The organism is Mucilaginibacter sp. P1_D10 (assembly GCF_056406215.1).
Window position 1 is genome coordinate 66,523 of record NZ_JBFUAP010000005.1, and the last position, 26,139, is coordinate 92,661.

25 protein-coding genes are annotated in these 26,139 nt (G+C 47.3%); 8 read left to right on the forward strand and 17 right to left on the reverse strand.

The genetic code is table 11. From position 1 onward, the window contains the following. Nucleotides 1–61: 61 nt before the first annotated feature. Complete coding sequence (locus AC1DYT_RS09055; RefSeq protein ID WP_477469300.1) at nt 62–706, forward strand: DUF4412 domain-containing protein; 645 nt, start codon at nt 62–64, stop codon at nt 704–706. A gap of 217 nt (nt 707–923) precedes the next feature. Here the strand turns inward: AC1DYT_RS09055 and AC1DYT_RS09060 are convergent, their stop codons facing one another. The 3 genes from AC1DYT_RS09060 to AC1DYT_RS09070 all read right to left on the reverse strand — a co-directional run bounded on the left by AC1DYT_RS09060 (nt 924) and on the right by AC1DYT_RS09070 (nt 4,559). Continuing rightward, complete coding sequence (locus AC1DYT_RS09060) at nt 924–1,580, reverse strand: protein-L-isoaspartate(D-aspartate) O-methyltransferase (RefSeq protein WP_477469301.1); 657 nt, start codon at nt 1,578–1,580, stop codon at nt 924–926. A gap of 98 nt (nt 1,581–1,678) precedes the next feature. Beyond that, nucleotides 1,679–4,168 carry a replication restart helicase PriA gene (gene priA / locus AC1DYT_RS09065; protein ID WP_477469302.1) on the reverse strand — a complete coding sequence of 830 codons (2,490 nt, stop codon included), beginning with the start codon at nt 4,166–4,168 and terminating at the stop codon, nt 1,679–1,681. 4 nt (nt 4,169–4,172) lie between these two features. Beyond that, nucleotides 4,173–4,559, reverse strand: a complete 387-nt coding sequence (locus tag AC1DYT_RS09070; RefSeq protein ID WP_477460358.1) for a DUF423 domain-containing protein — start codon at nt 4,557–4,559, stop codon at nt 4,173–4,175. Between the two features lie 85 nt (nt 4,560–4,644). On the opposite strand from AC1DYT_RS09070, the gene AC1DYT_RS09075 reads away from it, so the two are divergent. Both AC1DYT_RS09075 and AC1DYT_RS09080 read left to right on the forward strand, forming a co-directional pair. Next, entirely contained in the window at nt 4,645–6,255 is a 1,611-nt protein-coding gene (locus tag AC1DYT_RS09075; RefSeq protein ID WP_477469303.1) for a hypothetical protein, read from the forward strand. A 120-nt stretch (nt 6,256–6,375) separates the two neighbouring features. Beyond that, nucleotides 6,376–7,815, forward strand: a complete 1,440-nt coding sequence (locus AC1DYT_RS09080) for a DUF5723 family protein (RefSeq protein WP_477469304.1) — start codon at nt 6,376–6,378, stop codon at nt 7,813–7,815. Here the strand turns inward: AC1DYT_RS09080 and tsaB are convergent. The 4 genes from tsaB to rpmH form a co-directional block, all read right to left on the reverse strand. Beyond that, a complete protein-coding gene (gene tsaB, locus AC1DYT_RS09085; protein ID WP_477469305.1) occupies nt 7,812–8,489 on the reverse strand; it encodes a tRNA (adenosine(37)-N6)-threonylcarbamoyltransferase complex dimerization subunit type 1 TsaB in 678 nt (225 codons plus the stop codon). The two genes, AC1DYT_RS09080 and tsaB, sit on opposite strands and share 4 nt — an antisense overlap. A 100-nt stretch (nt 8,490–8,589) precedes the next feature. Further along, nucleotides 8,590–8,832 carry a membrane protein insertion efficiency factor YidD gene (yidD, locus tag AC1DYT_RS09090; RefSeq protein WP_477469306.1) on the reverse strand — a complete coding sequence of 81 codons (243 nt, stop codon included), beginning with the start codon at nt 8,830–8,832 and terminating at the stop codon, nt 8,590–8,592. Beyond that, a complete protein-coding gene (gene rnpA / locus AC1DYT_RS09095) occupies nt 8,829–9,212 on the reverse strand; it encodes a ribonuclease P protein component (protein WP_477469307.1) in 384 nt (127 codons plus the stop codon). The genes yidD and rnpA overlap by 4 nt, the downstream gene beginning before the upstream one ends. 81 nt (nt 9,213–9,293) lie before the next feature. Beyond that, entirely contained in the window at nt 9,294–9,452 is a 159-nt protein-coding gene (gene rpmH / locus AC1DYT_RS09100) for a 50S ribosomal protein L34 (protein ID WP_133234571.1), read from the reverse strand. Nucleotides 9,453–9,595: 143 nt separating this feature from the next. Between rpmH and AC1DYT_RS09105 the strand changes: the two genes are divergently transcribed. Continuing rightward, nucleotides 9,596–10,468, forward strand: coding sequence for a ChaN family lipoprotein (locus tag AC1DYT_RS09105; protein WP_477469308.1), 873 nt, complete (start codon nt 9,596–9,598; stop codon nt 10,466–10,468). A 157-nt stretch (nt 10,469–10,625) separates the two neighbouring features. Here the strand turns inward: AC1DYT_RS09105 and AC1DYT_RS09110 are convergent, their stop codons facing one another. The 4 genes from AC1DYT_RS09110 to mscL all read right to left on the reverse strand — a co-directional run bounded on the left by AC1DYT_RS09110 (nt 10,626) and on the right by mscL (nt 12,428). Next, the gene (locus tag AC1DYT_RS09110; protein ID WP_477469309.1) at nt 10,626–10,970 is read right to left on the reverse strand and encodes an MmcQ/YjbR family DNA-binding protein; all 345 of its coding nucleotides are present in this window, start codon (nt 10,968–10,970) and stop codon (nt 10,626–10,628) included. Nucleotides 10,971–10,983: 13 nt separating this feature from the next. Further along, nucleotides 10,984–11,355 (reverse strand): hypothetical protein, encoded by a 372-nt coding sequence (locus AC1DYT_RS09115; protein WP_477469310.1) that lies wholly within the window; start codon nt 11,353–11,355, stop codon nt 10,984–10,986. Between the two features lie 129 nt (nt 11,356–11,484). Continuing rightward, entirely contained in the window at nt 11,485–12,006 is a 522-nt protein-coding gene (locus tag AC1DYT_RS09120; RefSeq protein ID WP_477469311.1) for a hypothetical protein, read from the reverse strand. After that, entirely contained in the window at nt 12,006–12,428 is a 423-nt protein-coding gene (gene mscL / locus AC1DYT_RS09125) for a large-conductance mechanosensitive channel protein MscL (protein ID WP_477469312.1), read from the reverse strand. The genes AC1DYT_RS09120 and mscL overlap by 1 nt, the downstream gene beginning before the upstream one ends. A gap of 145 nt (nt 12,429–12,573) precedes the next feature. On the opposite strand from mscL, the gene rpoN reads away from it, so the two are divergent. Then, a complete protein-coding gene (gene rpoN / locus AC1DYT_RS09130) occupies nt 12,574–14,049 on the forward strand; it encodes an RNA polymerase factor sigma-54 (RefSeq protein ID WP_477469313.1) in 1,476 nt (491 codons plus the stop codon). A gap of 151 nt (nt 14,050–14,200) precedes the next feature. Here rpoN and AC1DYT_RS09135 read toward each other — a convergent pair whose 3' ends face one another. The 4 genes from AC1DYT_RS09135 to AC1DYT_RS09150 form a co-directional block, all read right to left on the reverse strand. Next, on the reverse strand, nt 14,201–14,551 hold the full coding sequence (locus tag AC1DYT_RS09135) for a four helix bundle protein (protein ID WP_477469314.1): 351 nt from the start codon (nt 14,549–14,551) through the stop codon (nt 14,201–14,203). Between the two features lie 81 nt (nt 14,552–14,632). Then, nucleotides 14,633–15,649 carry a PorP/SprF family type IX secretion system membrane protein gene (locus AC1DYT_RS09140; RefSeq protein ID WP_477469315.1) on the reverse strand — a complete coding sequence of 339 codons (1,017 nt, stop codon included), beginning with the start codon at nt 15,647–15,649 and terminating at the stop codon, nt 14,633–14,635. Then, nucleotides 15,646–19,158, reverse strand: coding sequence for a PKD domain-containing protein (locus tag AC1DYT_RS09145; protein WP_477469316.1), 3,513 nt, complete (start codon nt 19,156–19,158; stop codon nt 15,646–15,648). The genes AC1DYT_RS09140 and AC1DYT_RS09145 overlap by 4 nt, the downstream gene beginning before the upstream one ends. Before the next feature lie 124 nt (nt 19,159–19,282). Beyond that, a complete protein-coding gene (locus AC1DYT_RS09150; RefSeq protein WP_477469317.1) occupies nt 19,283–19,987 on the reverse strand; it encodes an NUDIX hydrolase in 705 nt (234 codons plus the stop codon). 166 nt (nt 19,988–20,153) lie between these two features. Between AC1DYT_RS09150 and AC1DYT_RS09155 the strand changes: the two genes are divergently transcribed. Genes AC1DYT_RS09155 through AC1DYT_RS09165 form a run of 3 tightly spaced genes read left to right on the forward strand, consistent with a single transcriptional unit; the run spans nt 20,154 to nt 24,093 of the window. Next, entirely contained in the window at nt 20,154–20,843 is a 690-nt protein-coding gene (locus AC1DYT_RS09155) for an ABC transporter ATP-binding protein (RefSeq protein ID WP_477460344.1), read from the forward strand. A gap of 8 nt (nt 20,844–20,851) precedes the next feature. Continuing rightward, nucleotides 20,852–23,404 (forward strand): ABC transporter permease, encoded by a 2,553-nt coding sequence (locus tag AC1DYT_RS09160; protein WP_477469318.1) that lies wholly within the window; start codon nt 20,852–20,854, stop codon nt 23,402–23,404. A gap of 8 nt (nt 23,405–23,412) precedes the next feature. Beyond that, nucleotides 23,413–24,093 (forward strand): arylesterase, encoded by a 681-nt coding sequence (locus AC1DYT_RS09165; RefSeq protein WP_477469319.1) that lies wholly within the window; start codon nt 23,413–23,415, stop codon nt 24,091–24,093. Between the two features lie 125 nt (nt 24,094–24,218). Here the strand turns inward: AC1DYT_RS09165 and fucP are convergent, their stop codons facing one another. Both fucP and AC1DYT_RS09175 read right to left on the reverse strand, forming a co-directional pair. Next, nucleotides 24,219–25,514: an L-fucose:H+ symporter permease gene (fucP, locus tag AC1DYT_RS09170; RefSeq protein ID WP_477469320.1), complete on the reverse strand. Its 1,296-nt coding sequence runs from the start codon at nt 25,512–25,514 to the stop codon at nt 24,219–24,221. A gap of 84 nt (nt 25,515–25,598) precedes the next feature. Further along, the gene (locus tag AC1DYT_RS09175) at nt 25,599–25,742 is read right to left on the reverse strand and encodes a hypothetical protein (RefSeq protein WP_477469321.1); all 144 of its coding nucleotides are present in this window, start codon (nt 25,740–25,742) and stop codon (nt 25,599–25,601) included. Nucleotides 25,743–26,139: the final 397 nt, after the last annotated feature.

A 26,139-nucleotide genomic window follows, 5' to 3' on the forward strand; every position in this document is an offset into this window, starting at 1 on the left:
TTTATTGAAACAGCACACACTTACTTAACAAAACACCAAATTGAATTATCAAACTAAAAACATGAAAATTAAATTATTTACGGTTGCCATGGGCATTGTGCTTACCGCAACAGCTTTTAAAGCAAGTGCCCAAAAAGCATACACCGAAGGTTATGTTACCTACAATATGGATATGCGCGGCCAGGCCGTAGAAGCCAAACATTATTTCAGGGCAGATTCCAGCGCTCTCGCTTTTTCTGCAGGCCCGGCAAATATCAAAGTACTGTCTGACGCTAAGCAGACTTTTATGGCCATTTTAGTAGATGTTTCTATTGCTTCCATGAAAAAGGCAGCTGTTATGTCGCCTGCTGAGATTGAAGAAGCTCTTTCGAAAATGCCTACATTAACATTTGCACCAGGTACCGAAACTAAGGTTATCAACGGCTTCAACTGCAAAAAAGTGGTGGCAACCGATACCAAGACCAGCAAAACCTACGACGTTTGGGTAACCAACGATATATCGGTACCTGCTACAGCATTCTCTAAATATTATGCAGGTGCAGGTGGTTTCCCGGTACAGTTCGCTAGTTTTCAGGATGGGCAAACTTCTGAAGTTACCGTAAAAAGCGTTACCGAAGCTAAATCTGCTCCAGGCACATTCGGCATCCCCGGCGATTTCGAAAGGATTACTATGGATGACCTAAAATCTCTCGGCGGCGGTATGTAATACCCTCGCTATATAACATCAAACCCCGGTAATGGATAACGTTACCGGGGTTTATTGTTTTTAAGGGCTTGATTTACGATTAAGTTGAAAAAGAAACAATTTGCGATAAAGAACCGGGAAAATTAGTTGAATGCTTATATCGACCGTCCTACCATTCAAAATTCTAAATTGAAAACGGCGAAGCCCTCGACGGGGTTAATTCCAATTCCGAAATCCTCTACCACGCTCTATCCCCCACCAGCGGCACGAACCTAAAGGTATCCAGCACAATTTTTTCGTAATTATTTTCGCCGGTTTTTAATACGGTAACCATTTTTTGCGATTTTTCGTCCCCTACCGGGATAACTAATATGCCGCCTATGTTTAGTTGCTTCAGCAACAAGTCGGGCACGGTGGGTGCGCCGGCGGTTACGATTATCTTATCGTAGGGGGCATCGCTGGCTACGCCTATTGAGCCATCCCCTAAAAAGAATTTGGGCTGGTAGCCCATATAAGGCAGCACTTGTATGGTGCGTTGGTAGAGCTTTTCCTGTCGTTCGATGGTGAATACTTTAGCGCCAACCTCCATCAATACACAGGTTTGGTAACCGCAGCCGGTACCTATCTCCAGCACCTTATCGCCTTTTTTAATGTGGAGCAGTTCCGTTTGGTAAGCAACGGTATAAGGCTGCGAAATGGTTTGCCCGGCCCCTATCGGGAAGGCAATATCCTTGTAAGCCTGGTTCCAGAAGGTTTCGTCGAAAAAGTAATGGCGGGGTACTTTGCCAATGGCTGTTAAAACGCGCTCGTCTTCTATCCCTTTTTTTCTTAAAAGTTCAACCAACCTTTTGCGGGCACCTTGCTCGCGATAATTATCAATAAACTTGTAGGCCATTTCATCACGAATATAGTACAGGAATTATGGATTTAGCCATTAACCAGATTGATTTAGCTAACACCTCTTTTATTGGATTGATTTAGAGGCTAATTATTTTAGTATGGATCCACGTCAGGCTGCACCACGCTCCCCTTACTCAACTTCGTCGTGTGGAATTGTGTGATTACCTCCCTTAACAGCGCTTTGGCTTTTACGATGGAAATGCCATCCCGCTCAAACTTCAGCATAATGGTTTTGATGTAGAAATTACGGATGCGGTTGACGAGGGGCGGCTCGGGGCCAATCACACGGTCGCCGAAATGCTTGCGGAGTTCGGTTGCCAGGTATTCGGCCTGGTTGTAGAGTATCTCGGGGTTCATGTGCTTTACATCAATGCTGATGATACGGTAGAACGGCGGATAGTGGAAGCTTTTGCGTTCCTCCATTTCGGTGAGGTACAGGTCGAGGTAATCGTTTTCTATCACCTGTTTTATTACGCGATGGCTTGGGTCGTAAGTTTGGATAACCACCTTGCCCTGCTTGCCCCTCCGCCCTGCCCTGCCACTCACCTGGGATAGCATCTGGTAGCTGCGCTCGTTGGCACGATAATCCGGATATTTCAAAAGGCTGTCGGCGTTGATGATACCTATAACGGTAACATCGGCAAAATCGAGTCCTTTGGCAACCATTTGGGTGCCGATGAGTATATCAATCTTTTTTTCTTCGAGGTTATTGAGGATGGTTTGCAGCGAATTGCGCGAGCGGGTGGTATCCAGATCCATCCTGGCCAGCCGCACATCCGGCATCAAAACGGAGAGTTCATCCTCCACCTTTTCGGTACCGAAGCCTTTATATTCGAGATGGGTTGAGCCGCAGGCAGGGCAAACGGCGGGCGTATCTTCCTTATAGCCGCAGTAATGGCAATGCAGCTTGGTGGTATGCTTATGGTAAGTAAGGCTCACATCGCAATTGATGCATTTTGGCGTATGGGCGCAAACCCGGCACATTAGCACCGGCGCATAGCCCCTCCGGTTTTGGAACAGTATCACCTGCTCCTTGTTTTCCAGGGCCAGTTGCATATCGGCCATCAGCACGCTGCTGAAATGCGATTGCATGGTTTTCTGTTTCAGCTCCTTAGATATGCTTACTACCTCTATGGCGGGTAACTGTACGCCTCCGTAGCGTTCGACAAGCTCTACCAGGCCGTATTTACTTGTGCGGGCGTTGTAATACGTTTCGAAAGAAGGCGTTGCCGAGCCCAGCAGCACTTTGGCACTGTGCATATTGGCCAGGTAAATGGCCGCATCGCGGGCATTGTAGCGTGGCGCAGGATCGTATTGCTTGTAAGAGGTTTCGTGCTCCTCGTCTACGATGATGAGCCCTAAATCGTGGAACGGCAAAAACACCGATGAGCGTGCGCCCAGCACCACTTTGTATTCGCCGCGCAGCACTTTTTGCCATACCTCTACCCGTTCGTTATCATTAAACCGCGAATGGTAAACACCAATGGTACCCCCGAAATAAATACGCAGCCGCTCTATAATGTGGGTAGTTAAAGCAATCTCGGGCAACAAATAAAGCACCTGCCTGCCGGTGGCAATCATCTCCTCTATCAGCCTGATATACAACTGCGTTTTGCCTGAGGCTGTTACGCCATGCAGCAATACCACGTCCTTCTTCGCGAAATGTTCGCGGACTTCTGTCAAAGCATTTTGCTGCGCCGGGCTCAGTTCAAACAAGCTGCTTTCTTCGGCATCTTCTTCATACCCAAGGCGGCTAATCACCTTCTGCTCGGCAAAAAACACTTCCTTTTCTATCAACGATTTTATGCTGGCTTCGCCCGCGCCGCTTTCCTCTATCAATTCGTTTTTGGCGACGGTTTTTTGCTGCCGCGATAGCTTCATATAGGCCAGCAAAGCATCAGCCTGCTTTGGCGCGCGTTTTTCCAGTATCTCGAATAGTTCGCGGCGGTTATCGGGGTTAAGGTAAACCGGGTTTAAAGTGATATAGGTTTTGCGGCGCGGCTTGTATCGCTCGCTTACTTCTTCAGATAGGATGATGATGTTCTTCTCGAACAGCGAGCGCAGTATCGGCATCACCGTTTTTTGGCCAAGGAGTTTTACGATATCGCTCACCGTCAACTCCGGCTGTATGTCAAGCGCTTCGGTAATCAGGTACTCTTTATCGTTTAGCTGGGTTTTATCGTACTCATGTTCCCGGTTCAGCATTATCCTGGTTTCGCTGGCCAGTTTAAGTGCCGATGGCAGGGCGGCGTTCATCACCTCGCCTGCATTACACATATAATATTCGGCCACCCAATGCCAAAAAGCAAGCTGCCTTTGGGTAACCACGGGAGCATCGTCCAATACCTCAATGATGTACTTCGCCTCGTATTTTTCGGGCGCATGCTCGCCAATGGCGGCTATAACGGCTGTGTAAAGCTTGCTTTTGCCAAACTGCACCACCACGCGTTTGCCTACAGCAACAGCACTGTTCATATCGAAAGGTATGCGGTAGGTATAGTTAAGGCTGATGGCCAAAGGCAATATCACCTCAACAAAAAGCGTTTTACGGTTAGGCTGCTGTACCTCGGCAAACTCTAACATGGGCTTATTTATTGCGGAACGCAGCCAGCGCAAGCGTTATCCAGCCAATTATAAACAATAAACCACCCAGGGGCGTAACCGGGCCTATGGCTACCAAACCAGGCATTTTCAATAAATCGCGGCAGGCCAGTAAATACAACGAGCCCGAGAAAAGCAATATCCCTAACGTGAAACACCAGTAAGAAGCTACGATAAGATTATTTTTGAACCTGGCAAAGGTAGAGAGGAACAGCAAAGCGAAAACATGGTAAAACTGGTACTGAACCGCAGTATGCCAAACTTCCAGCTGCCGGGGCTGTAGTTTTGCCCCCAACGCATGCGCGCCGAACGCGCCGCAAATAACGGCAATAGCACCCAGGAGTGCAGCGGTACTTATAATTTGTTTGTTCATGCAGATATAAAAGGCTAAGTTAACCAAATGAAAGTATTACTTTATTGTGGTACGGTAAAATTCTAAATTGCGGGCGCAAAGCCACATGAAAAGATTCATCCTATTTACGCTAATTCTTGTTGTGGGCACCGGGTACCTTACGATTAAGTATTTCAAAAGCTTAAACTCGTCTGGCGTACACGCGGGCAACATTATGCGCACCATACCCGATAGCGCTGTAGCCGTTTTCGAATTCAGCAACGATAAGGGCTTTTACGAAATCTTTACCGACAACACCCTGCTGGGCAGCCTGATAGGCGAACAAGCGATAAGCGAGCTGGATACCGTGCGCCAAACGCTCTTTGGCAATGCGGCGCTGAGGCAATTCTTCGAGGGTAGCAACGTATTCCTTTCACTGCACCCCAATACCGGTTCGGAGCCCCAACTGCTGCTTACCGCGGCCGCCGGGAAAGATTTCGAAATAAGTATCATCGATGCCCTGGCTAAGCAAAAAAAAACGGGGATGCTCATCACTTCGTTTACCATGAATGAAAAAAGGGGCTTTGTTATCTACTTAGCTTCGCTCAAAAAACGCTTCTATCTCCTCAATACCGAAGAAAACATTTACTCGGCAAGTTTTTCTAAAGAACTCATAGCCCAGGTGGCCTCCCCTCAGAACGATAAGGAAACCTCGGCCTTCCTGCTCTTGCCCGATCAGCAAAACTCAAATTCGCTGGCCAATCTTTACATCAATTACAGCCAGCTATCGCCGCTTTTTGATAAGTTGTTCAAAACCAAAAACAACGATATCTTCAAAAACTTCCGGTTGCTGCCTGCTTCAGCTGCGCTCAATCTCAATTACAAAGCAGATGCGCTGATGTTTAACGGCTATACCAAAGCAGATGCCAACAAACCGACCAGCTACCTCAACCTGTTTATTGCCCAGGCACCGGTAGAAAACCAGCTGAAAGAGATTTTCCCTTCCACTACGGCGTATGCCATAAATATGGCGGCATCCGACCCTGAGAAATTTATGCACGATCTGAGCACCTTCCAGGATAAGGCGGGGCTGAAAACCGACCGGGATACGCTTATGAAAAGGGTAAAAGCCGAGACCGGCATCAACCTAAAATCAGAACTTACCAAACTGCTAGGCAAAGAGTTTGCCGTAGTTACTACTCGTTACCGTGAGAAATTTGCCTTGATAACCGTAAAAGACGGCTCAAAACTACGCCCCTTTATGGTAAACATCAGCACAATGATAAATGATGATACCGGCGAGTTAAATTACAACAAGCTGCCTTATTTCCTATTCGGCGATGCCTTCAACATGTTCCGCCGGCCTTATTTCAGGATATTCGATAATTACCTTGTGCTCGCCAACAGCGTTAAGGAGTTGGATAGCTTTGCCGATAGCTATCTTAACCGTAAATTCATGAGCAAGACCGATTCGTACCAGCGTTTTGATAACCTGATGGCCGAGCGCAGCAACGTAACATTCTACATCAATTTCAAAAACGCCCGCATGATATTGAAAAACGACCTGAAGGATAATGTTTTCGATGCTTACGAAAACAACAAGCTGTCCTTGCAGGATTTCCAATCGGCATCGTACCAGCTCACCGCCACCGATGGCAATTTCTACACCAACTTTTGCATGCTACGAAACCAGCGCGACACTACGCTCAGCGCAAAAAACGGCCAAAACCAACAATAAATACAACCCTTGCCGCTGTATTCCGTTAAAAGAGCATAATATTGGCGTAGTTTAGCGCTAAGTGAAATTGGAATGATATATTTAAGAGCCTTAACGCGAGCAAAGAATACGAAGCGATTTATGAAGAAATTTTTATTAGCATTTCCCCTGCTGTTAATTACTGTACACTCCTTTGGCCAACAATTTTCGCAATACAATACCGGCACTTTGTATGATTCTTTCGAAAACCCGTCGCGCGGCACCTTCATCCCCGATTCCAGCCGCAAGTTTGCTTTCAACTTCCTGCTACCCAATTTGTCTACCAATACTTTCTTAACGGGCAATTCGCAAATCCCATTAAAATCAAGGGCATTTTTAGGTTATTATACCACCACCAACCTAACATTTAACCAGGGGCGCATGAACCGGGTAAATGGCAACATCAACTACTACTCGCTGATGTTCAAGATGTTCACCAACCTGGAGGGTAATGCCGAGATTGGTATATCGGCACAAAGCAAAATAGAGGCCCGCGGCCTTTTCAGCGACGAAACTATAGCCTTGTACAACGGCCCAAATGCCTTTGCCGACGACCATTACGACAACATCTTCAACAACCAGGGTACTTACCAGGCCTACCACCAGCTTAGTTTTACCTATCGCGAAAAAATAGACCGCAAGCTGGCCCTGGGCATAAAGCTTAGCGCATTGATGGGTATCCGTTACCAAAAATTAGAAACAAAAACTTCGTCGCTGGATATAGACCGGCCGGGCGACCAGGCAATTGTTGCTATGACTGGCAGGTACCACCTTAATTATAACCCCGGGCCGTTTACCGGGCGCGATTATTTGCCAACCTTCCGCAACCCGGGTATATCCGCGGGCTTTGGGGTATCGTACCGCACAAGGGATGCATTCAACCTGCAATTCAACCTTAAGGATATGGGCTTTATCCACTGGAGCAACCGATCCAGCGTGTATAATTTTGCCGCTACTGATACCATAACACAGTTTTCGTCGAGCCAGCGCGAGCACAACATCTACGAAGCGGCCAGGCACATCACCAAAACCAACGACAAAATCGGCGGTTTCATAACACCCACTAACAGCAAGATTGAGATAAGCGCAAACAAAACCTACTGGCTCGATTATAACAACCTGTATAAATATTCGCCAACGTTCATCATTTCTAAAGAGGTGTTTTTTGATGGCGTAACGGCGGCGCTTGTAAACCCCGTGCAATATAAAAACTACACGGTAACGCTTACCACCAGCTACAATAACTACAAAATATTAAGCGTGGGCGGCCAGTTTATGATAAAAACGCCCAATGTGGAGTTTTTTGCCGGGAGCGAAAGGTTGATACCAACCGCAAGGCTGGCATTGGCATCAACAAAAAATACCGGCCAGATAAACCGGAGCGCGGCTTATACCGGCGAAGACATATTCATTGGCGCAACCTTTAAATTCGGCCCGCTGATAGAGCACCCGCTTAATGCGAGCTACGTGCCTACGGATAATAAACCGGGTTTCTTCCGCAGGATATGGAACCGCCTGTTTGGTAGTGGCGACGATTATTAGGCGTTCGCCTTTTTGCCGGCGATAAAATCTTTAAGGTAATAAGGCTCGAAGTAAGCCACATCTACAAAATCCTGAGCGAGGTATTTTTCGGCAGCTATAGCCGTGAGGTGTGCCGCAGAATTGGCAAAGCCGGTGCGGAAATTGGCATTAGAGTTACCGCTTAAAGCCACGCGGCATTTATCTGCACCATCGCCAAAAAATAATATCTTATTATCGGCCAATAAATCCGCAAAGCTATCTCCATTTACTATTTCGGCTGCGGTAGGCTTAACCACATCACCCTGCTGATCGAATATAGCCGTAAACACTTCCATGCGGCGGGCATCAATCATAGGGCATAATAGCATATCGCCTTCAGCATCTGCAATACCTTTAGCCATAGCCGCCAGGGTATCAACCGATATCAGCGGTTTATCCAACGCAAAACATAAGCCTTTTGCAGTAGAAACACCAATACGCAAGCCCGTGTATGAGCCGGGCCCACAGCTTACCGCAACAGCATCCAAGGCATCGTAACCTATACCCGCATACTTTAGCAAACCATCTATATACAGCGTTATTACCTCGGCGTGTATATTACGTTGGTCTATCTCTTTAAGGCCCAATACCTGCCCATCCCGGGCTAATGCTACCGAGCAGGAGGTTGTTGCTGTTTCTATTTGTAGTATGGTCATTTTAGTTCATGGATGATAGTTCATGGTTGATAGTTTGAAGGGAGAAGGTGCGTCTTCAGATGCTGCTATGAACCATCTCCCATGAACTATGAACCAACTGTTATGGTACCGGATCATGCCCGTGGCCGCCCCAGGGGTTGCAGCTGGCTATGCGTTTTATGGTAAACCAACCGCCTTTAAATGGCCCATATTTTTTAATAGCCTCTGCCCCGTATTGCGAGCAGGTGGGCGTATAACGGCACGATGCCCCGGTTATAGGTGATATAAAGTACTGGTAAAACTTTATCAGCAGCAAAAAAATACTGCCAATAAGGCGGGCAAATATATCCCACAAAAACTTCATTTGATTACCTGCCCCCCAAGCTGCGCCAAAAGCTTAAGCATTTTTTTTTCGATAAGGGCGTAATCGGCCAGTTCTTTGCCAATGAAGCCAATAGACAAAATGATGCGTTTATCGGCATCGGCCAGTACATCATATAACAAGGCTTGTTTGTTGAGGCGATAAGCCTCGCGCATGCGGCGCTTGATCACGTTACGGTCCACAGCGCGTTTGTAGCGCTTTTTTGCCACCGAGAACACTACCTGCACAGGGAATTGCTGCGCGTTATCTACAGGCATCCAGGAGGCCCGGAAGGGGTAACACAAAAAAGAAGAACCGTTATGAAAAAGCCCGTCTATAAGCTTCTTATTACATAACCGTTCTTCTTTTTTAAAAGTATGCATAGTTGTTAGTGCTGAACCTAAATTAAGCTTGTAACCGGTTCGGCCCCTTATTTATTTTAATAAGGAAAAACAACCAGTATATTAAGCTTTGTGGGTGCGCTCGTCAGAAACTGACAATCTTTTGCGGCCTTTGGCTCTTCTTGCTGCTAATATCCTCCTGCCGTTAGCAGTTGACATGCGCTCACGGAAACCGTGTTTATTCCTTCTTTTCCTTTGTGAGGGCTGAAACGTTCTTTTCATGGCTATATTTTATTCTTATTATGCTTAATCTTCGTCCTAAAAAACAAGAGTGCAAATGTAGCGTATTTTTTAGTTTTTTCAAATAGAAATGTTGTTATTTGATAACGCGTATTTATTAACATATTAACATAGCCGCTTATCTCATGAAATTTACCGCCTGCCTGCTGCTTATTTTGCTTCCTCTCGCCGCCTTTTGCCAGGACCCTATGGCCGCCCACTATAAAATATACAATACAGCCAAAAATGCCCCGGCTACGCTGGATGATGTAATTAATGATATGGAAAAGAACGATGTACTTTTCTTCGGCGAGGAGCATAATGATAGCACGGGCCATTACCTGGAAGCCGTGCTATTTAAGATGCTGGCAGCGAAATACCCTGTTAAAACAGCGCTATCAATGGAGATGTTCCAAACCGATTGCCAAACAGTATTGAACGAGTACCTGGCCGGCTTTATCCGCGAGAAGAACCTGATTACCGAGGGCCGCGCCTGGAAAAACTATAAAGATTACCGCCCAATGGTTGATGCCGCCAAAGACAATAACCTGCCCGTTATTGCTGCCAATGCCCCTACCCGCTACACCAATATGACCACCCGCGTTGGGCTTGGCGACCTGCAAAAACTGGATGCCACCGCCAAAACCTGGCTGCCGCCCTTACCGATAGATACCGCAACCGGCCGATATTACGATAAATTCGGCGAGGTGATGGGTGGGCACGGTGGCCCCATGCACGTGTATCAATCGCAAAATCTGTGGGATGCCACAATGGGCTACTCCATAGCCAAATTTTACAAGGCGCATAAAGACTTTAAAATAATGCAGGTAAACGGTGGCTTCCATAGTGAAGAAAAACTGGGTACCGTTGCGCAGCTAAAGAAGTACGCGCCTAAAATAAAGGTAATCAACGTACAGGCCTACGCCGATGATAACTTCGACAAGCCCGATTGGAGCAAATATGCCAAATTCGGAGATTATATTATTTTGACGGACCCTAAGCTAGCGAAGACTTTTTAAAAGCGTTTTACCACCTCGTCATTGCGAGCGATAGCGTGGCAACCATCGGCAAGAATAGGAACTTCGCAAATCCGCTCTGCTTGCCGAGGATTGCCACGTCGCCCAACCACGCGTTTCCCAGCGCAGCGACTCGCAACGACGTAGTGGATAGTTGCACTCACTCCTCAAAACTAACCAGCGCCGCATATTTCTTTGGCGCCACTTCGCAGTAGGCTACCTTTAATAGTTCGGTACACATCTCGGGTTTTGCAGCATTCAGGTCGATATGTGTCCAGCCAAGTTTACCCCACTTATTAGGTACGGGGTAAACGCCGTTGCCTTCGGCAAGGCAAAAGATGTCCTGGTCGGCCGGCGATAGCTTTACTGTAGCCCGTGCGTTTTCGGGTACCATGGTGGCAAATATTTTCCCGGCTATTTTAAAGGCGGTTTTCTCGAAGTGCGGCTCTTCGGTCGCTTCCGGCAAAGAAAGCGCGGTTTGGCGCAACGTTTCAGTCGTTATCATTTGCTTTAATAGTCTACCTATAACCTCTAAAACCCGACACCTTCATATAGCTTGGGGCATCATTATTAGGCAGGCGCTTTAAAATTAGTGTGTCGCTGTATTTGCTCGATATAAAATCCTTGTAGTCAACTTCCAAATCAAGCCGCTGATTTTTTCCTGAACGGGTATAATCCACCATAACATGGTATTCGGTCCGTTTAGAATTACTCCATTCATAAACGGAATCAATGCGACAATACACCGTTACACCCTCTTTAGCTAGCCTGCTTTCAACCTGCTTGTCGTTATATTGCGTACAAAAATAGCACGCAACCAATATAAAGACTGCGATAGCGGGATACATGTACCACATCACTTTCAAGTCCTCTTTACTATAATCGCTCACAACTTATCAGTACAAGGTGTATTTATTCTACAATTACCTCAGTTATATCGAACTCTTTGGGGGAACACAAAACGGCAAACTTCAATAATCCAAATAGCGATAATGCTTCACGCCTTAAAAAATCTACACTCACCATTTTATTTGAACGCCATTTCGTTGATAAGCTGTTATATCACAAAGTTCCGGATCGGTTGATGAACACGACATTGTAACTGTATCTGAGGTTTGTAGCATGTTATCCGCGTCCCTAAACTCTTGGGTGTAAAATCGGTTGTTAAACCGATAATAAACAACAGCGTAATTAGCAACAGTGTGCTTTACAATTACCTGGTTAAATCCCACAACTATTCCCTTAGTAATCAGCCCGTGCGCTGCAAGTTCGTATTTTTGATAAACCCATCTCAATACATACGCTGCTAAAACGCAACCAACTATTAGCCCTGTGTAATTAAAGATAATCGAATTGCGCAGGTCATTTGATGTCTGGCCATGTAACCTAACGGCAGTTAAAATTAAAAATCCCCCACAAATACCAACCAAAGACCATGCTCCATAAGGCGAATTGTAACGATGTGAATAACATATAAATACGCAAACACTTACAAAGATCACGGCCTTTACGCTTCCGGTAAATATCCTTTTGGCTGTCATTATTTCTTCGCAGCCAAAATATCCCTTATCTCGGTAAGCAATACTTCTTCTGTTGACGGTGCAGGCGGCGCGGCAGGTGTTGCAGCCACCACTTCTGCTTCATTTCGTTTAAGTTTATTCATTATTTTAACCACCATAAATATACATAAAGCAATAATCAAAAATTCACCAACAGCGCTTAAAAAGCTTCCGTAACTTATAGCAACTTCTTCCACTTTAGCTGCTGCATCGCCCGGCTTTAACACCAATTTCCATTTAGACAGGTCTACTCCGCCTAGCAGATACCCTAATGGCGGCATAATAATATCCTTCACCAGGGCATCAACTATTTTGCCAAACGCGGCCCCGATAATCACACCCACCGCCAAATCAACCACATTGCCACGCATGGCAAACTCCTTAAACTCTTTTAAAAAAGCCATAACGATATATTTAAAGGTTAAATTTTAAACATTGTATCATGCTTTCAAACAAAATACGCCGATACGCCTTTACAACATTACACCAATGCCTTTTGTTTATTTTATAAGTTAAGGTAATTGATGTACTTTTGCCTTTGTCTTAATTATGCTTAAACAGAACCTTCAACAAAAGCTTTTACAAAAACTTTCGCCGCAGCAAATACAATTCATCAAGCTGTTGCAGGTGCCTACGGTATCGTTAGATACCCGTATAAAAGAAGAACTGGAAGAAAATCCCGCGCTTGAAGATATAAGCCTGGCCAATATAAACGAACCCGAGGAACAATACCCCGACCGCGACCCCGACGAAGATAAGTTCAACGCCGACGAAGAGCGTGGAGAGATGGACGAGTTTAATATAGACGACTACCTGCAGGAAGATAACGTGAACGATTATGGCTCTCGTTACGACCAAAACGGCGAAGACGAAGACGAACGCAAGGAAATACCCATTGCCGTGCAAAGCTCGTTCTTCGAGAGCCTGCAATCGCAACTGGATCTGCTCCCCGTATCAGACAAAGATTTTGCTATAGGCAAGCAGATCATCGGCAGCCTTGATGACGATGGCTACCTGCGCCGCCCCATCATGAACATTACCGACGACCTGGCCTTTTCGCAGAACGTGATGGCCGAAGATGAGGAAGTGGAGGATATGCTGAAAGTAATTCAAAGCTTTGATCCGGCCGGCGTTGGCGCGCGTAGCCTGCAGGAATGCCTGCTGATACAACTCCGCAAAAAAGATGCTAACGACCCTATTGTAAAAAAAGCAATTATAATTGTTGAAGATTACCTGGACGAGTTTACCCGTAAGCATTACGATAAACTGGAACGCGTGCTGAATATGAATTCCATAGAGTTACGCGGCGTTGTTGCCGAGATACTGAAGCTAAACCCCAAACCGGGCGACAGCAACGAGGTAAGCACCAAGCAAATGCAGGTGATACCCGATTTCCATATCAGTAACAACGATGGCATGCTGATACTAACACTAAACAGTAAGAATGCGCCCGAACTGAAGGTGAGCCGCTCTTACCAGGAGATGTTCCAGCATTACGATAAGGCTTCGCAGAAGGACAAGAAGCTGAAAGAAGCAGTGCAATTTGTGAAGCAGAAGCTCGATTCGGCCAAATGGTTTATAGATGCTATTAAGCAGCGCCAGCAAACGCTGCTGAAAACCATGAACGCCATAATGCAGTACCAGTACGATTTCTTTTTAACCGGCGACGACAAAAACCTGAAGCCGATGATTTTGAAAGATATTGCCGACCGCATTGGCATGGATATCTCCACCGTATCGCGCGTGGCCAACTCCAAATACGTACAAACCGAGCATGGCACTTTCCTGCTGAAATCGTTCTTCTCGGAAGCTATCCAAACCGAAAGCGGCGAAGAGGTATCAAACAAGGAGGTTAAGAAGATACTGGAAGAGCACATTGGCCAGGAAGACAAACGCCACCCCCTTGCCGACGAAAAACTGACCGACATATTAAAAGATGCCGGCTACAACATAGCCCGCCGCACCGTAGCCAAATACCGCGAACAGATGAACATCCCGGTTGCAAGGCTGAGGAAGGAACTGTAGTTAGTTCATAGCTGATGGTTCATGGTTCATAGCAGCTGCGGGAAAAGGTTCATGGTTCATAGTAAGGGTCTAATCCCCTATCAACTACTTCTTCTGTTATCATCCATGAACTATTAGCCATGAACTATCAACCATAAACCATGAACTAAATTTATAAACTGTTCTTTAGTGCGGTAATCATTTTAACTAAGATTTCGTATTCCGAATATAAGTCGGCGAACAGCTCGTCGTTTATGTACCCACGTTTTTGCGCAATAAATAAAGCACTTACAACTTCAATACCCGAACGAAAAGAATAAGTGAGGAAAACCTTAAAAACGGCTTTAGTTTGCCCGGTAGAACCCTCTGCTATATTGAGCACAACAGAATCCGCGGCCCGTTTCATTTGCGAGGTTAGCGTATAAACTTCGTCTTTCGGAAATGATTTCGTTAGTTGATTGATACGCTCATCTAAATCGAGTGCCCGCTGCCAAACCTGCAAACTTTCGAACCTGAATGCCATATTTTCACTTTGTGCTAATAAGCTATCAATTAACGAACCCTTTCTTCTACTATGAACTATGAACCATCAGCTATGAACTAATTAAAACCCGTGTTGTGGGCTTCTTACGTTGTAACGATTATTCAATAATATACCCAGCACCACCTCGTGCGAGCCGTTGCTTACGGTGCGCAGGGCAGATGTGGTAACATCGTACGAATAGCCTACGTTTATTACCGAGCTGAGGTTAAAACCGGCCAGTACCGAGTACGAATCGCCTTTACGGAACGAGCCGCCGAACCAGAACCTATCGCGGAAGGATAACTTCATGTTGATATCGAAAGTTACCGGTGCCGGATCGATGAACTTTAACAGGGCCGATGGCAGCAATGTAACATCATCTGAAAGGAATATTTTGTAGCCGCCTGTTGCGAAGTAGTGCGGCACGGTTTTGCTTTGGTTAGCAGTATTGCCGGTAGTTATATACAGGTTCTGCGGCAAAATCTGCTGCACCGATACGCCGAAGTAAAACCTGGATGAATAGGCCCATAAGCCCACGCCCAAATCGGGTTTCCATTGGTTGTTGTTGATATTGTTGAGGGCCGGGTCGTTTTGCGTCTCCAGCGTTATCATATCCGTATTCAGGTTAATGTGGTTCACCCCTGCTTGTACGCCTACGGCCAGGTTAAGCTGGTCGGTAAGGCCCAGGTGGTAAGCATAGCTGGCATCGATATTGGTTTGGGTAATGGGGCCTGCTTTATCAGATACTATGGCAAAACCTATACCATGATGCGGTTCGGCGGCGCGGTAATACTGCGTAAACAACCTGCTGGATGGGTTCTCCCCTCCCGATGCCGGGAAGGCGGTTGCATCGCCCTGCAAAAAATCCTCCCCAAGCGGTGCGTTTATGCTGAAGTAACTGGTTACCGGTGCGCCTTGCAAGCCGGTCCACTGGCTGCGGTAGCCCAGTTTGGCATCGGTATAGTTTTCAATACCAGCCACGGCCGGGTTCAGTAAAAAATTATTAAATACATATTGCGTGTATTGCGGGCGCTGTTGTGCAAATGCCGTTCGCACAAACAAAGTAAGCAATACCATTAGAAGTAAGTTTTTTCTCATCTGATAATTGTGACACTTCCCGAAACAGCTTTGCGGCCGTTTTTAGGGTTTATAATATAATAATATGTTCCTGATGGTAAATTTGCGCCTTTGTAGGTGCCGTCCCACGGAATGCCGTAACCAACAGACGAATATACCTTTTCTCCGTATCGGTTGTACACATCAACAGTGTTTCCGGGGTAACTTTCGAGATATTTTATGGTCCAGGTGTCGTTAAATCCGTCTCCGTTAGGCGTAAAGGTATTTATTACGCCCAACTTTTTCAGCACTTTAACAAAAATTTCGTCAGATTGCTGGCAGCCGTCGCTGCTGGTAACGGTTAACCGGTAACTAATATCGTCTGTTGCAGCGCATACGGGATTCAAAACATCATCATGATCCAGCCCTGTGGCCGGGGTCCATTTATAAGTTAAACCCTTGCCGCTGGCCTTCGCTTTCAAAAGCACCGTACCACCCTCCAGCAGGCCGGTATTGCCTCCGGCATTTACCGTTGGCGTAGGATTAACCGTAATCTGTTGTATGTTAGTATAGCTGCAGCCGTTCGTAGCCGTAAAAACATAGGTAATGGTGGCAACGCCCACTCCCGCAGTCGCGGGACTAAATAAACCCGAAGAATTCACTCCCCTGCCGCTGAAAACGCCCGTGCCGGCATAGCCATTGTTGTTAGCTATTAATTGCACCGGCGGTATTTCCAGGCAAATGCTACCTAAAGCGGTAACCTGGGCAATGGGGTTAGCTTTTATAACGATATCCTGCTCGGTAACATCTACACAGGCATCGCCCGAGTAGGCCTCCATCCGCAGGCGGTAAGTTTTGGTGGCAGGCGTGTTGAATAAGGCATAGCTGTGGCTGTATATCCTATCTGCAGGCAGGTTGGGCCGCAAAAAGGTTTCCGCATCCTGGCGATTGCCGTTATAATCGTAATACCAAATAATTTTGGTGAAGTTGCCAAAATCCAGCGTGGAGGCTTCATCCATCACTACGGGACTGCTGCTGCACAGCGCATCCTTATCGCGCACGGTAAACTTGGCCATTGGCTGCGCGCCGTTCACCGTAAACTGTTGGGTCTTCTCGAACACGCACCCGCTTGCGCTGGTTACCGTAAGCTTAACCGTGTACACCGCTGCAAGGGTGTACCTATGGCTGGGGTTTTTAAGTGTGGATGTATTAGGGTTGGCAGCATTCGCCCTGGCATCGCCAAAATCCCACAGGTAGGTAAAGCCGCCTTCGGTATTATCGGCAATAGTGCTTTTATCGCTAAAGCGGGCAACATCAGATATACAAACATCGGGCAGGGTAAAATTAACTACGGGGATGGGGTTAATTACGATGGTGCTCTCTGCAGGCAGGCCCGCACAGCCGCTTTGGTTGGCTACAGTGAGCTTTATTTTGTAGCTCCCGGTATTGGCGTATAAGTGCGTAAACGGCTTATTATCATTAAACGTGGCGTTGGTGCCGTCGCCAAAATCCCAAATCCAGGCTTTAATGCTGCCATCTGTGGTTGTAGAAGCATCGGTAAGGGTAATCTCTTTACCCGCACAAAGTGGTGCGCTGATCTTAAAAGCAGCCAGCGGCTCCTTAGCAACATGCACAACCATGGGCTGCGAAACCGCAGCGCAATCATTAAAGTTCACGGTAGTTAATACAACATTATAATTGCCTGGCGCTGCATACACGTGCTTTGGGTTTTGCAGGGCGCTTGTTTGCCCGTCGCCAAAATCCCATAGCCAGGTTTTTATAGCTATGCCCTTGGTATCCGTAACATCGGTAAAGCTGGCAGCTTCGCCGGGGCAGGCGCCATCAACCGTAAATTTGGCATCGGGGTATTCGCTAATGTTGAAATCGAAATCAATATCGGTGGTAGCGCCGCAAATATCGCCGTTGGGGTTGTTCACCGTAGCTGTAACGCTGTAGTCGCCGGCCGAAAATTTCACCGGTTTATAATACTCGTAGTAATATAGGGTCTTCCCCTCTTTAATGGCCGTGCCGGTTACCGCGGGGTTGTTTATTATAAGCGGTGTTGTGCCGTCTTTAAAATCCCATTGTATGCGGGGGGTGGGATAAGGCAGCGTCAGCAGCAATTTATACTCAATATCTTTACAACCGTTTATTTTGACAGTGCTATGGCTGCCCGCGGCGGCATCCTCCAGTGCGATAAACTGGTTAAGGTTCTTGAGGCTCGCACCTGCCGCATACCCATACGATTCGAGGTTGCCAAAACCATAGGCAATGGCGTTGAACCCCTCTGCTGCCCTAATGTTGTGCGTACCCGCATTTACGCTTATCTGCGCGTAGGAATATATAGAGTTGCCGGGCACGGGGGTAAAATCGGTGTATGGCTTGCCGTCCAGCGTAAAGGTTGACGCCTGGTCGGTTTTGATGACTACGTTGATATAGTTGGCAATGATGTTGAAATATGGGCTGGAGTATAACGTAACCTGATCCAGCGTTTGCTCGGTAGGCGTTAGGTATATCATTTCGGGGTCGCCAAGGTCATTGTTATCATGCGTGCAGCCGTTGAGGTTTTGCCCCTGCGATATGGCGTATTGTACCACTTGTATGGGCTTATCTGCCGTTATCACGTTAGTTTGCTGCGAGGTAAATTCGTAGTTCATCAACCCCGCAACCGGGATGAACGTGCTGCTACCGTTAATTTTGATAGCGGTATTATCCTCGCTGGTAATTATCCTGAATATATCGTAATTACGGTTCTTTAGCGGAACGGTGATGTAATTTTTGCCCCAGGATGAAATAGGGTACACCTGCTGGAAAAGGTTATCAGAGGTAAAATTCGTTTCGGGGCAGCCGATGCCGATTTTGCTGCTGCCCGAGAATACGGCTATGGGCTTACAATCGCCGTTTACGTTTTTGGTGCGGATAACCGTGTTGGTGAGGTCGGTGGCCGACAGCCCCTGGTAAACTTCGCCTTTTTTTAATGTGATGGTTAAAGTTTGGCCGGCCAAAATACCATTCAACAGGTTGCCCTTCGGGATGATTTCTACCGTAGTATTATCTTCGGTAGCAACCACCATAAAAATAGAGTACGAGGGGACGTTTTCAACCTGTTGGGAGTTGGAGGCCTGGGTGTAGTTGATGGAATAGTAATTTTTGCCCAGGGCATTTACAGGCAGTAAAAGCGTTGCGCCCGATACGCTGCTGGCGTAGATATGCGCATAAACCGCAATATTCTTTTGCGCAGTGATGTGCAAACCTTTCATTGACTGCCCCTGCCCTTTTATAAATGCACTTGCGGGGATAACCACCGTGGTAACCTGGTTGGCCGTTACGGTGAAGGCGATAGAGAAGCTGCCGTCGGCAATCTCTACCTTGCCTGTTGTGTTTGCGCCGCCGGTAATGTAAAGGCTCATCTGGCTATTCTCGGAACCTTTGATGTGCGACATCCATCCCGTCCAAAACTCTTTACCCTGGCTGGATTGCGCGAAGGAAAAATGGCTAAAACATGCCAATATAATTGCCACCGCCGCACCTATCGCCTTAACCTTATTCAACTTAACAATAGTTTATATTTAATTGGCTGCAACATAAAAGCGCTCAGGTTTAAAATATTTACTAAAATTCAAACCCGTAATGGCGGCTTGCGCAATATCCCCGTAAATATATCGCTTTTTATCGCTAAAAAAACTTATCAGGATTGGGTACCAGGTTCAAAAATTTCTCGAAGTTCTCTTCGTAGTGCGATTGGTCCAGCCGGTAATAGAACGCGCCTTTTTTTGATGATAGCTTATCCTTTTCGGCCAGTTTCACCAGCAAGCCTGTTGATAGCAGTTTGCGGCTAAAGTTACGGTCATCGAACTCGGTTTGATAAACCCCCTCGTATAGGGCCTGCAACTGCGGTATAGTAAACTTACCAGGCAGCAATTGAAACAATATCGGGTGCAGCGCCGCCTTATAGCGAAGCTGCTTCAGCGCGCCGGCCACCATCTCGGCATGGTCGAAAACCATGGGCGGCATCTTATCCAGCAAAAACCACTCGGGGCTATACTCGCCGGTTAGCTGCTCTTCATATTGGTGTATATCTATCAAAGCAAAGTACGCTACCGAAAGGGTGCGCTCCACAGGGTCGCGGCCGGGTTTGCCAAACACCATGAATTGGTCCATATATACGTCCTTTAGCCCGGTGCGCTCTTCCAGCACTCGGGTTGCGGCATCTTCGGGGCTCTCCGTGGGGTTCATAAAGCCACCCATCAGGCTCCATTTGCCCCTCTCGGGCATTAAACCACGCTTCACCAGTAACAATTTTACGTTTAAGCCATCAAAACCAAATATAATACAGTCAACAGCAACCAGCATACGCAGCTGCCCGGGATATTCATGCATGAGCGGTAAGTTTATTTACAATTGTATTAATTACAAGTGTAGAAATAATATTGGCATTTTAAAAACCGTATAGAAATGTAATGCATTTGTAAGTAATAATATTATACAATCGCTTTGTTAAGAATACATTGATATTTACAAGGCACCAGCAAAATATATAATCGTTTTGGAAACCATACTGAACATCTCCAACCTCTACAAAACCTACAAAAGCGCGGGGCGCACCTTAACGGTTTTAGATAATATCAACTTCGCCATAGGCGCCGGCACGGCAAATGCCATCGTAGGCCCATCGGGCAGCGGCAAAACTACCTTGCTTGGCCTCTGCGCCGGGCTGGATAGCGCAACATCGGGCCTGGTAGCGCTCAACGGTGTAGACCTTGGCTCGCTGGGCGAGGATAAACGTGCGCAGGTGCGCAACCAGTACGTAGGTTTCATTTTCCAGAATTTCCAGCTATTACCAACGCTTACCGCTTTGGAGAACGTGATGGTGCCGCTGGAACTGCGCGGCGAGAAGAATATCAAAGCCCGCTCTTTAGATCTGCTGGATAAAGTAGGCCTGGCCGACCGCGGCCACCACTACCCTGCCCAACTATCGGGTGGCGAGCAACAGAGGGTATCCTTGGCGAGGGCGTTCTCCAACTCGCCCCGGATATTGTTTGCGGATGAACCCACCGGGAATTTAGATGCCGAAACCAGCGAGAAAGTAGTGAAACTCATCTTCGACCTGAATACTGAAGCCGGTACCACCCTGGTGCTGGTAACGCACGATTTGGAACTGGCTGCCAAAACACAGCGCATATTGCGCATAAAAGGCGGCAAGCTGGTTTCCGACGAACCCACAGGCAACAAATAGCGGCTGAAATGGACAACATCAATTACAATCGCAAAATAAACTTTGCCTGGCTATTTAAGATGGCCCTGCGCGATAGCCGCCGCAACCGCGCCCGGCTGTTGCTGTTTATCTCCTCCATCATCTTCGGCATAGCGGCGTTGGTGGCTATCTACTCGTTTAGGTATAATATACAGAACGACATCAATGCCCAGGCCGCAACCCTTATCGGTGCCGACCTCAGCATCACCGGCAACAAACAGCCCGACAAAAAGCTACAATCCCTGCTCGATTCCATCGCCGGCGATCGGTCAGAGGAGCGCAGCTTTGCCTCGATGATATACTTCACCCGCACGCAGGGCACGCGACTGGTGAACATAAAGGCTTTGCAGGGCGCGTTCCCCTACTATGGCGATTTAGAGACCACGCCATTGCAGGCGGGCAAAAGCTTCAAAACAGGCAAATACGCTTTGGTTGATAAAACGCTGATGCTGCAATTCAATGCCAAAGTGGGCGATTCGATAAAAGTGGGCAGCACCTCATTCGCCATAGCAGGCATCCTGAATAAAGCACCGGGGCAAACCGGAATAGCGGCAGGCATTGCACCTATCGTTTATATCCCCTTCCAATACCTGGAAGAAACCAAACTGATTGGCTTAGGCAGCCGCATCAATTATGCTTACTATTATAAACTGAAGCCCGGCACCGATGCCGAAAAACTTTCCAAGAAACTTGAGCCTGCACTGGATAAAGCTGATTATGGCTATGATACCGTAGAGGGCCGCAAAGAAAACACCGGTCGCTCCTTTGGCGATTTGTCGCGGTTCTTGTCGCTGGTGGGTTTTATAGCCCTGCTGCTGGGCTGTGTGGGCGTGGCAAGCGCCATCAACATCTACATCCGCGAGAAGATTGCCTCCATCGCCATTATGCGCTGCATGGGCGTAAAAGCTTCTGAAGCGTTCCTGATTTACCTGATACAGATTACCGGCATCGGCCTTATCGGCTCGGTAGCAGGCGCTATATTGGGCACTTCCATCCAGCATTTGCTACCGTTCGTATTGAAGGATTTTTTGCCGATTACCATATCCGTACAAATCTCCTGGATGGCCATTTGGCAGGGGATTGTGCTGGGCATTATTATATCGGTACTGTTCGCGCTGCTGCCGCTCATCAATATCCGCAACATATCGCCCTTGAACACCCTGCGCCTATCATTCGAAGACACCGCCACCAAGCGCGACCCGTTCCGCTGGCTGGTGTATTTGTTAGTGGTAGGTTTTGTGGTGAGTTTCTCGTACCTGCAACTGGAAGATTGGGCGAGCGCAGCAACGTTCACCGTCGGCATCCTCATCGCCTTCCTGATTTTGACGGCCATTGCCTGGTTGCTCATCCGTTTTACGCGCCTGTTGATCATGAGCAGTTGGAGCTACATCTGGCGGCAGGGCTTCGCCAACCTGTACCGGCCACGTAACCAAACCATCATCCTTACGGTATCTATCGGCCTAAGCACGGCCTTTATCGCTACTTTATTCCTGATACAGCAATTGCTTATTGCGCAGGTGTCGCTATCATCAAGCGGCAACCAAAGCAATATGATCTTGTTCGATATCCAAACCGCGCAGGAAAAACCCCTTGCCGAGCTCACCCGAAAACAGGGCCTGCCGGTGCTATCGCAAGTACCCATCATTACCATGCGGCTGGAGAAAGTGAACGGCAAAACCGCCGCGGATGCCAAAAAGGACAGCACGCTGCGCATATCGCCCCGCGCCTACGCCTGGGAATACCGCGTTACCTATCGCGATTCGCTCACCAGTTCGGAGGACATCACGTCGGGCAAATTCATAGGCAAGGCCACGCCGGGCAAGGATATCCCGGTATCGGCAGAGGAACGTTTTGCGCAAAGGATAAACGCCAAAGTTGGCGATAAGCTGGTATTCAACGTGCAGGGCGTTATTATGAATACCTATATCAGCAGCATACGCAAGGTGAACTGGAACCGGGTGCAAACCAACTTTCAGGTGCTGTTCCCTAGCGGGGTGTTGGAGGCTGCGCCGCAGTTCCATGTGTTGCTTACGCATGTGCCGTCACAAAAGTCTTCGGCTGCTTACCAGCAGGCGGTGGTGAAACAATTCCCCAACGTATCTATCATCGATCTTGGCCTGGTGCTTACCGTGCTGGATGAATTGCTGGATAAGATTGGCTATGTTATCAAATTCATGAGCGGGTTCAGTATCCTTACGGGTATCATCGTGCTTATCTCTTCTGTACGCATCAGCAAATACCAACGCATACAAGAGAGCGTTTTGCTGCGCACGCTGGGTGCCAGCCGCCGCCAGATATTTTCTATCACCGCCTTAGAATACCTGTTCCTTGGCGCGCTATCGGCTTTAACCGGTATCGTTATCGCCATAGGCAGCAGCTGGTTACTGGCTAAATACACTTTTAAAACACCTTACCACGTAGATTTTGCACCTGTTGCTTACATATTCGTAGCCATCACGGGGTTAACGGTAGTCATAGGCTTACTCAACAGCCGGGGCATATTAAACAAACCGCCGCTGGAGGTGTTACGTTCAAACGCTTAAATTTAAACATGAAACATCCATTCAAAATAACATCCGTATTACTGCTGACTGCCCTTTTGACCGCCTGCGGCGGCGATAAGAAACAGGCTCAGAGCGATACAACATCGACAACCACAGCAAGCACGGGCGCAGGAAAAAAAATCGTGTTGTTTTTTGGCGATAGCTTAACTGCAGGTTATGGGCTCGAAGATGCCTCGCAGGCATTCCCCGGCGTGGTGCAGGCTAAGATAGATTCGGCCAAACTGCCCTATACCGTTGTAAACGGCGGCCTGAGCGGCGAAACATCTGCCGGCGGCCTTAGCCGCATTGATTGGTTGCTGAAACAGCAGTCGCTCGATATCTTCGTACTGGAACTTGGCGCTAACGACGGCCTCCGCGGCCTGCCTGTTGAAGATACGGAAAAGAACCTGCAAGCCATCATCGATAGAGTAAAAGCAAAATACCCGAAAGCAAAACTGGTAATGACAGGCATGCAGGTACCGCCCAACATGGGTGCCAATTATGCCAACGATTTCAAGAACATATTCCCCACGCTGGCTACCAAAAATGATATGGTGCTGGTACCTTTCCTGCTGCAGGATGTTGCGGGCATACGCAGGCTTAATCAGGGCGATGGCATCCATCCCACTGCCGAAGGCGCTAAAATCGTAGGGGCGAATGTTTGGGCGGAGTTGAAGTCGATATTGTAGTTTTGTTTAACCACAAAGGGCACGAAGACTTGCAAGTCACATTTAGCACAAAGGGCACCAAGAAAAATCTTAGTGCCCTTTGCGGTTTTTTACTTTGTGTTCTTTGTGGTAAAATACCATGCGAGTTAATGTCCTGCCACTATCTCCACTTTCTTCGCCTTCAGGTTGAAAAGGCCAAACACCAAAATAACCGCGAAACTGATGCCCGGTACCAGGTACGCCAATTGTATATTATGGAACTTATCTGATATCCGGCCCATTATCGGCGGCATGATGGCGCCGCCCACGATACTCATGATGACCAGCGATGAGCCCAGTTTTTTGGTTTTGGCTGTTAAATCGCGGATGCTGAGCGAAAATATAGTTGGGAACATGATAGACATGAAGAACCAAACTGCCATCAGCGTGTACACTGCCGCTTCCCCTTTAAGGTTAACAGCTCCTATAATAAGTACGACATTGATAAAAGCATAAATAACCAACAATTTTACGGGGTTGAAATAGCGCATCAGGAATGTGCCGATAAACCTGCCTGCCATAAAGCCTGCGAATGCTGCCGGCAGATAGTAGGTTGAGGCCTCCTTCTCGGTAAAACCCGCAACCTTTTCGCTGAACTTGATAAAGAAGCTACCTACGCAAGCCTGGCCGCCCACGTAAAAAAATTCGGCCAGCGCGCCGCTCATCAATTGTTTATCTTTCAACAATTCGGCTATACGGGCACCGATAGGGCGTTTTTCCTCGTTCAACTCGCTCGCGCTTTCTTCGTGTATAACCGGGAATTTAGTACGCCACACTAAAATAGCTACGGTAAGCACTACCAGGCTTATCACTACGTAAGGTATCTGCACGGATGCGGCTTCCTTATCGAGGTATTGCGTCAATGCCCCGGGCGACATGCCCTTCTCCTGTGCATCGGTCAACGTTGTGCCCGACAGGATAAAAATCCCGCCCATCAATGGCCCTAAAACAGCCGCAAGGCCGTTGAACGATTGCGAGAAGTTGATGCGCTGGGTAGCCTTGGCTGGGTCGCCCAGTACGGTAATGAGCGGGTTGGCAGCCGTTTCTAAAAAGGCCATGCCCGAGAATACGATGAACAACGCGCCCAGGAAGTAATTATAATTTCGTGCCGCAGCTGCCGGATAGAACAACGCTGCCCCGAATGAAAACAGCAACAGGCCCAGCACGATGCCGCCTTTGTAGCCGTACTTGTTCATAAACAAGGCTGCCGGTATGGGCAGCAGGAAATAAGCAATGTAGGATGCCGAATCGATAAGCGAGGATTGAAAATCGCTCAGCTGGCAGGCTTTCTTGAGGTGCGGGATGAGTATAGGGTTAAGGTTGAGCGCAAATCCCCATAAAAAGAACAAGGACGTAATAAGTGCTACAGCCACAAGGTTGCTATCTGTTTTCTTTTGTTGCATTGTCGGTTTAAATGTATTCAGGTTTTTTGGAGGCCACAAGATATATTATTTAAATGCAGCTTGTATGTTATCTAACGAAATTGCTCATATTTTCAACGAAATTGCGTTTAACGCTGAATAATCTCCGGTGAAATGGTGAACCGTATCAAGATAGCTTTCCAGCCAATCGTTGTTTACGATGGTATCGTAATCGCCTTTTACTTTAAAAAATCCGTAGCCGGTTTGCAACAGGTTGCCCTTTTTTGGTTTTGTATAATTTCATTTTAAAATAAATTTAGCTCAGTGTGGTTAATTTTACCGCAAAGCGAGCAAAGAATTTGGAAGCTGATGAGCGCAAAGGCCGCAAAGAGAATGCAAAATAATATTAAGTTTTTCTGCGCTTGCAAGGCTTTGCGCTTCTTTGCGTTTTTTCTTTGCGTGCTTTGCGGTAAAATGTTATATCAAGTTATTAATCGTTACGTTATTTTTTACGGCAAAGTGCGCAGAGGATTTACATGCTGATGAGCGCAAAGATCACAAAGATTTTTTTTCTCGCAAAGGCGCTAAGTCGCGGAGAAAAAAACAAGATAGAGTAGCTAAGCTTAAAAACCTTTGCGCCTTCGCGACTTTGCGTGCCATATAATTA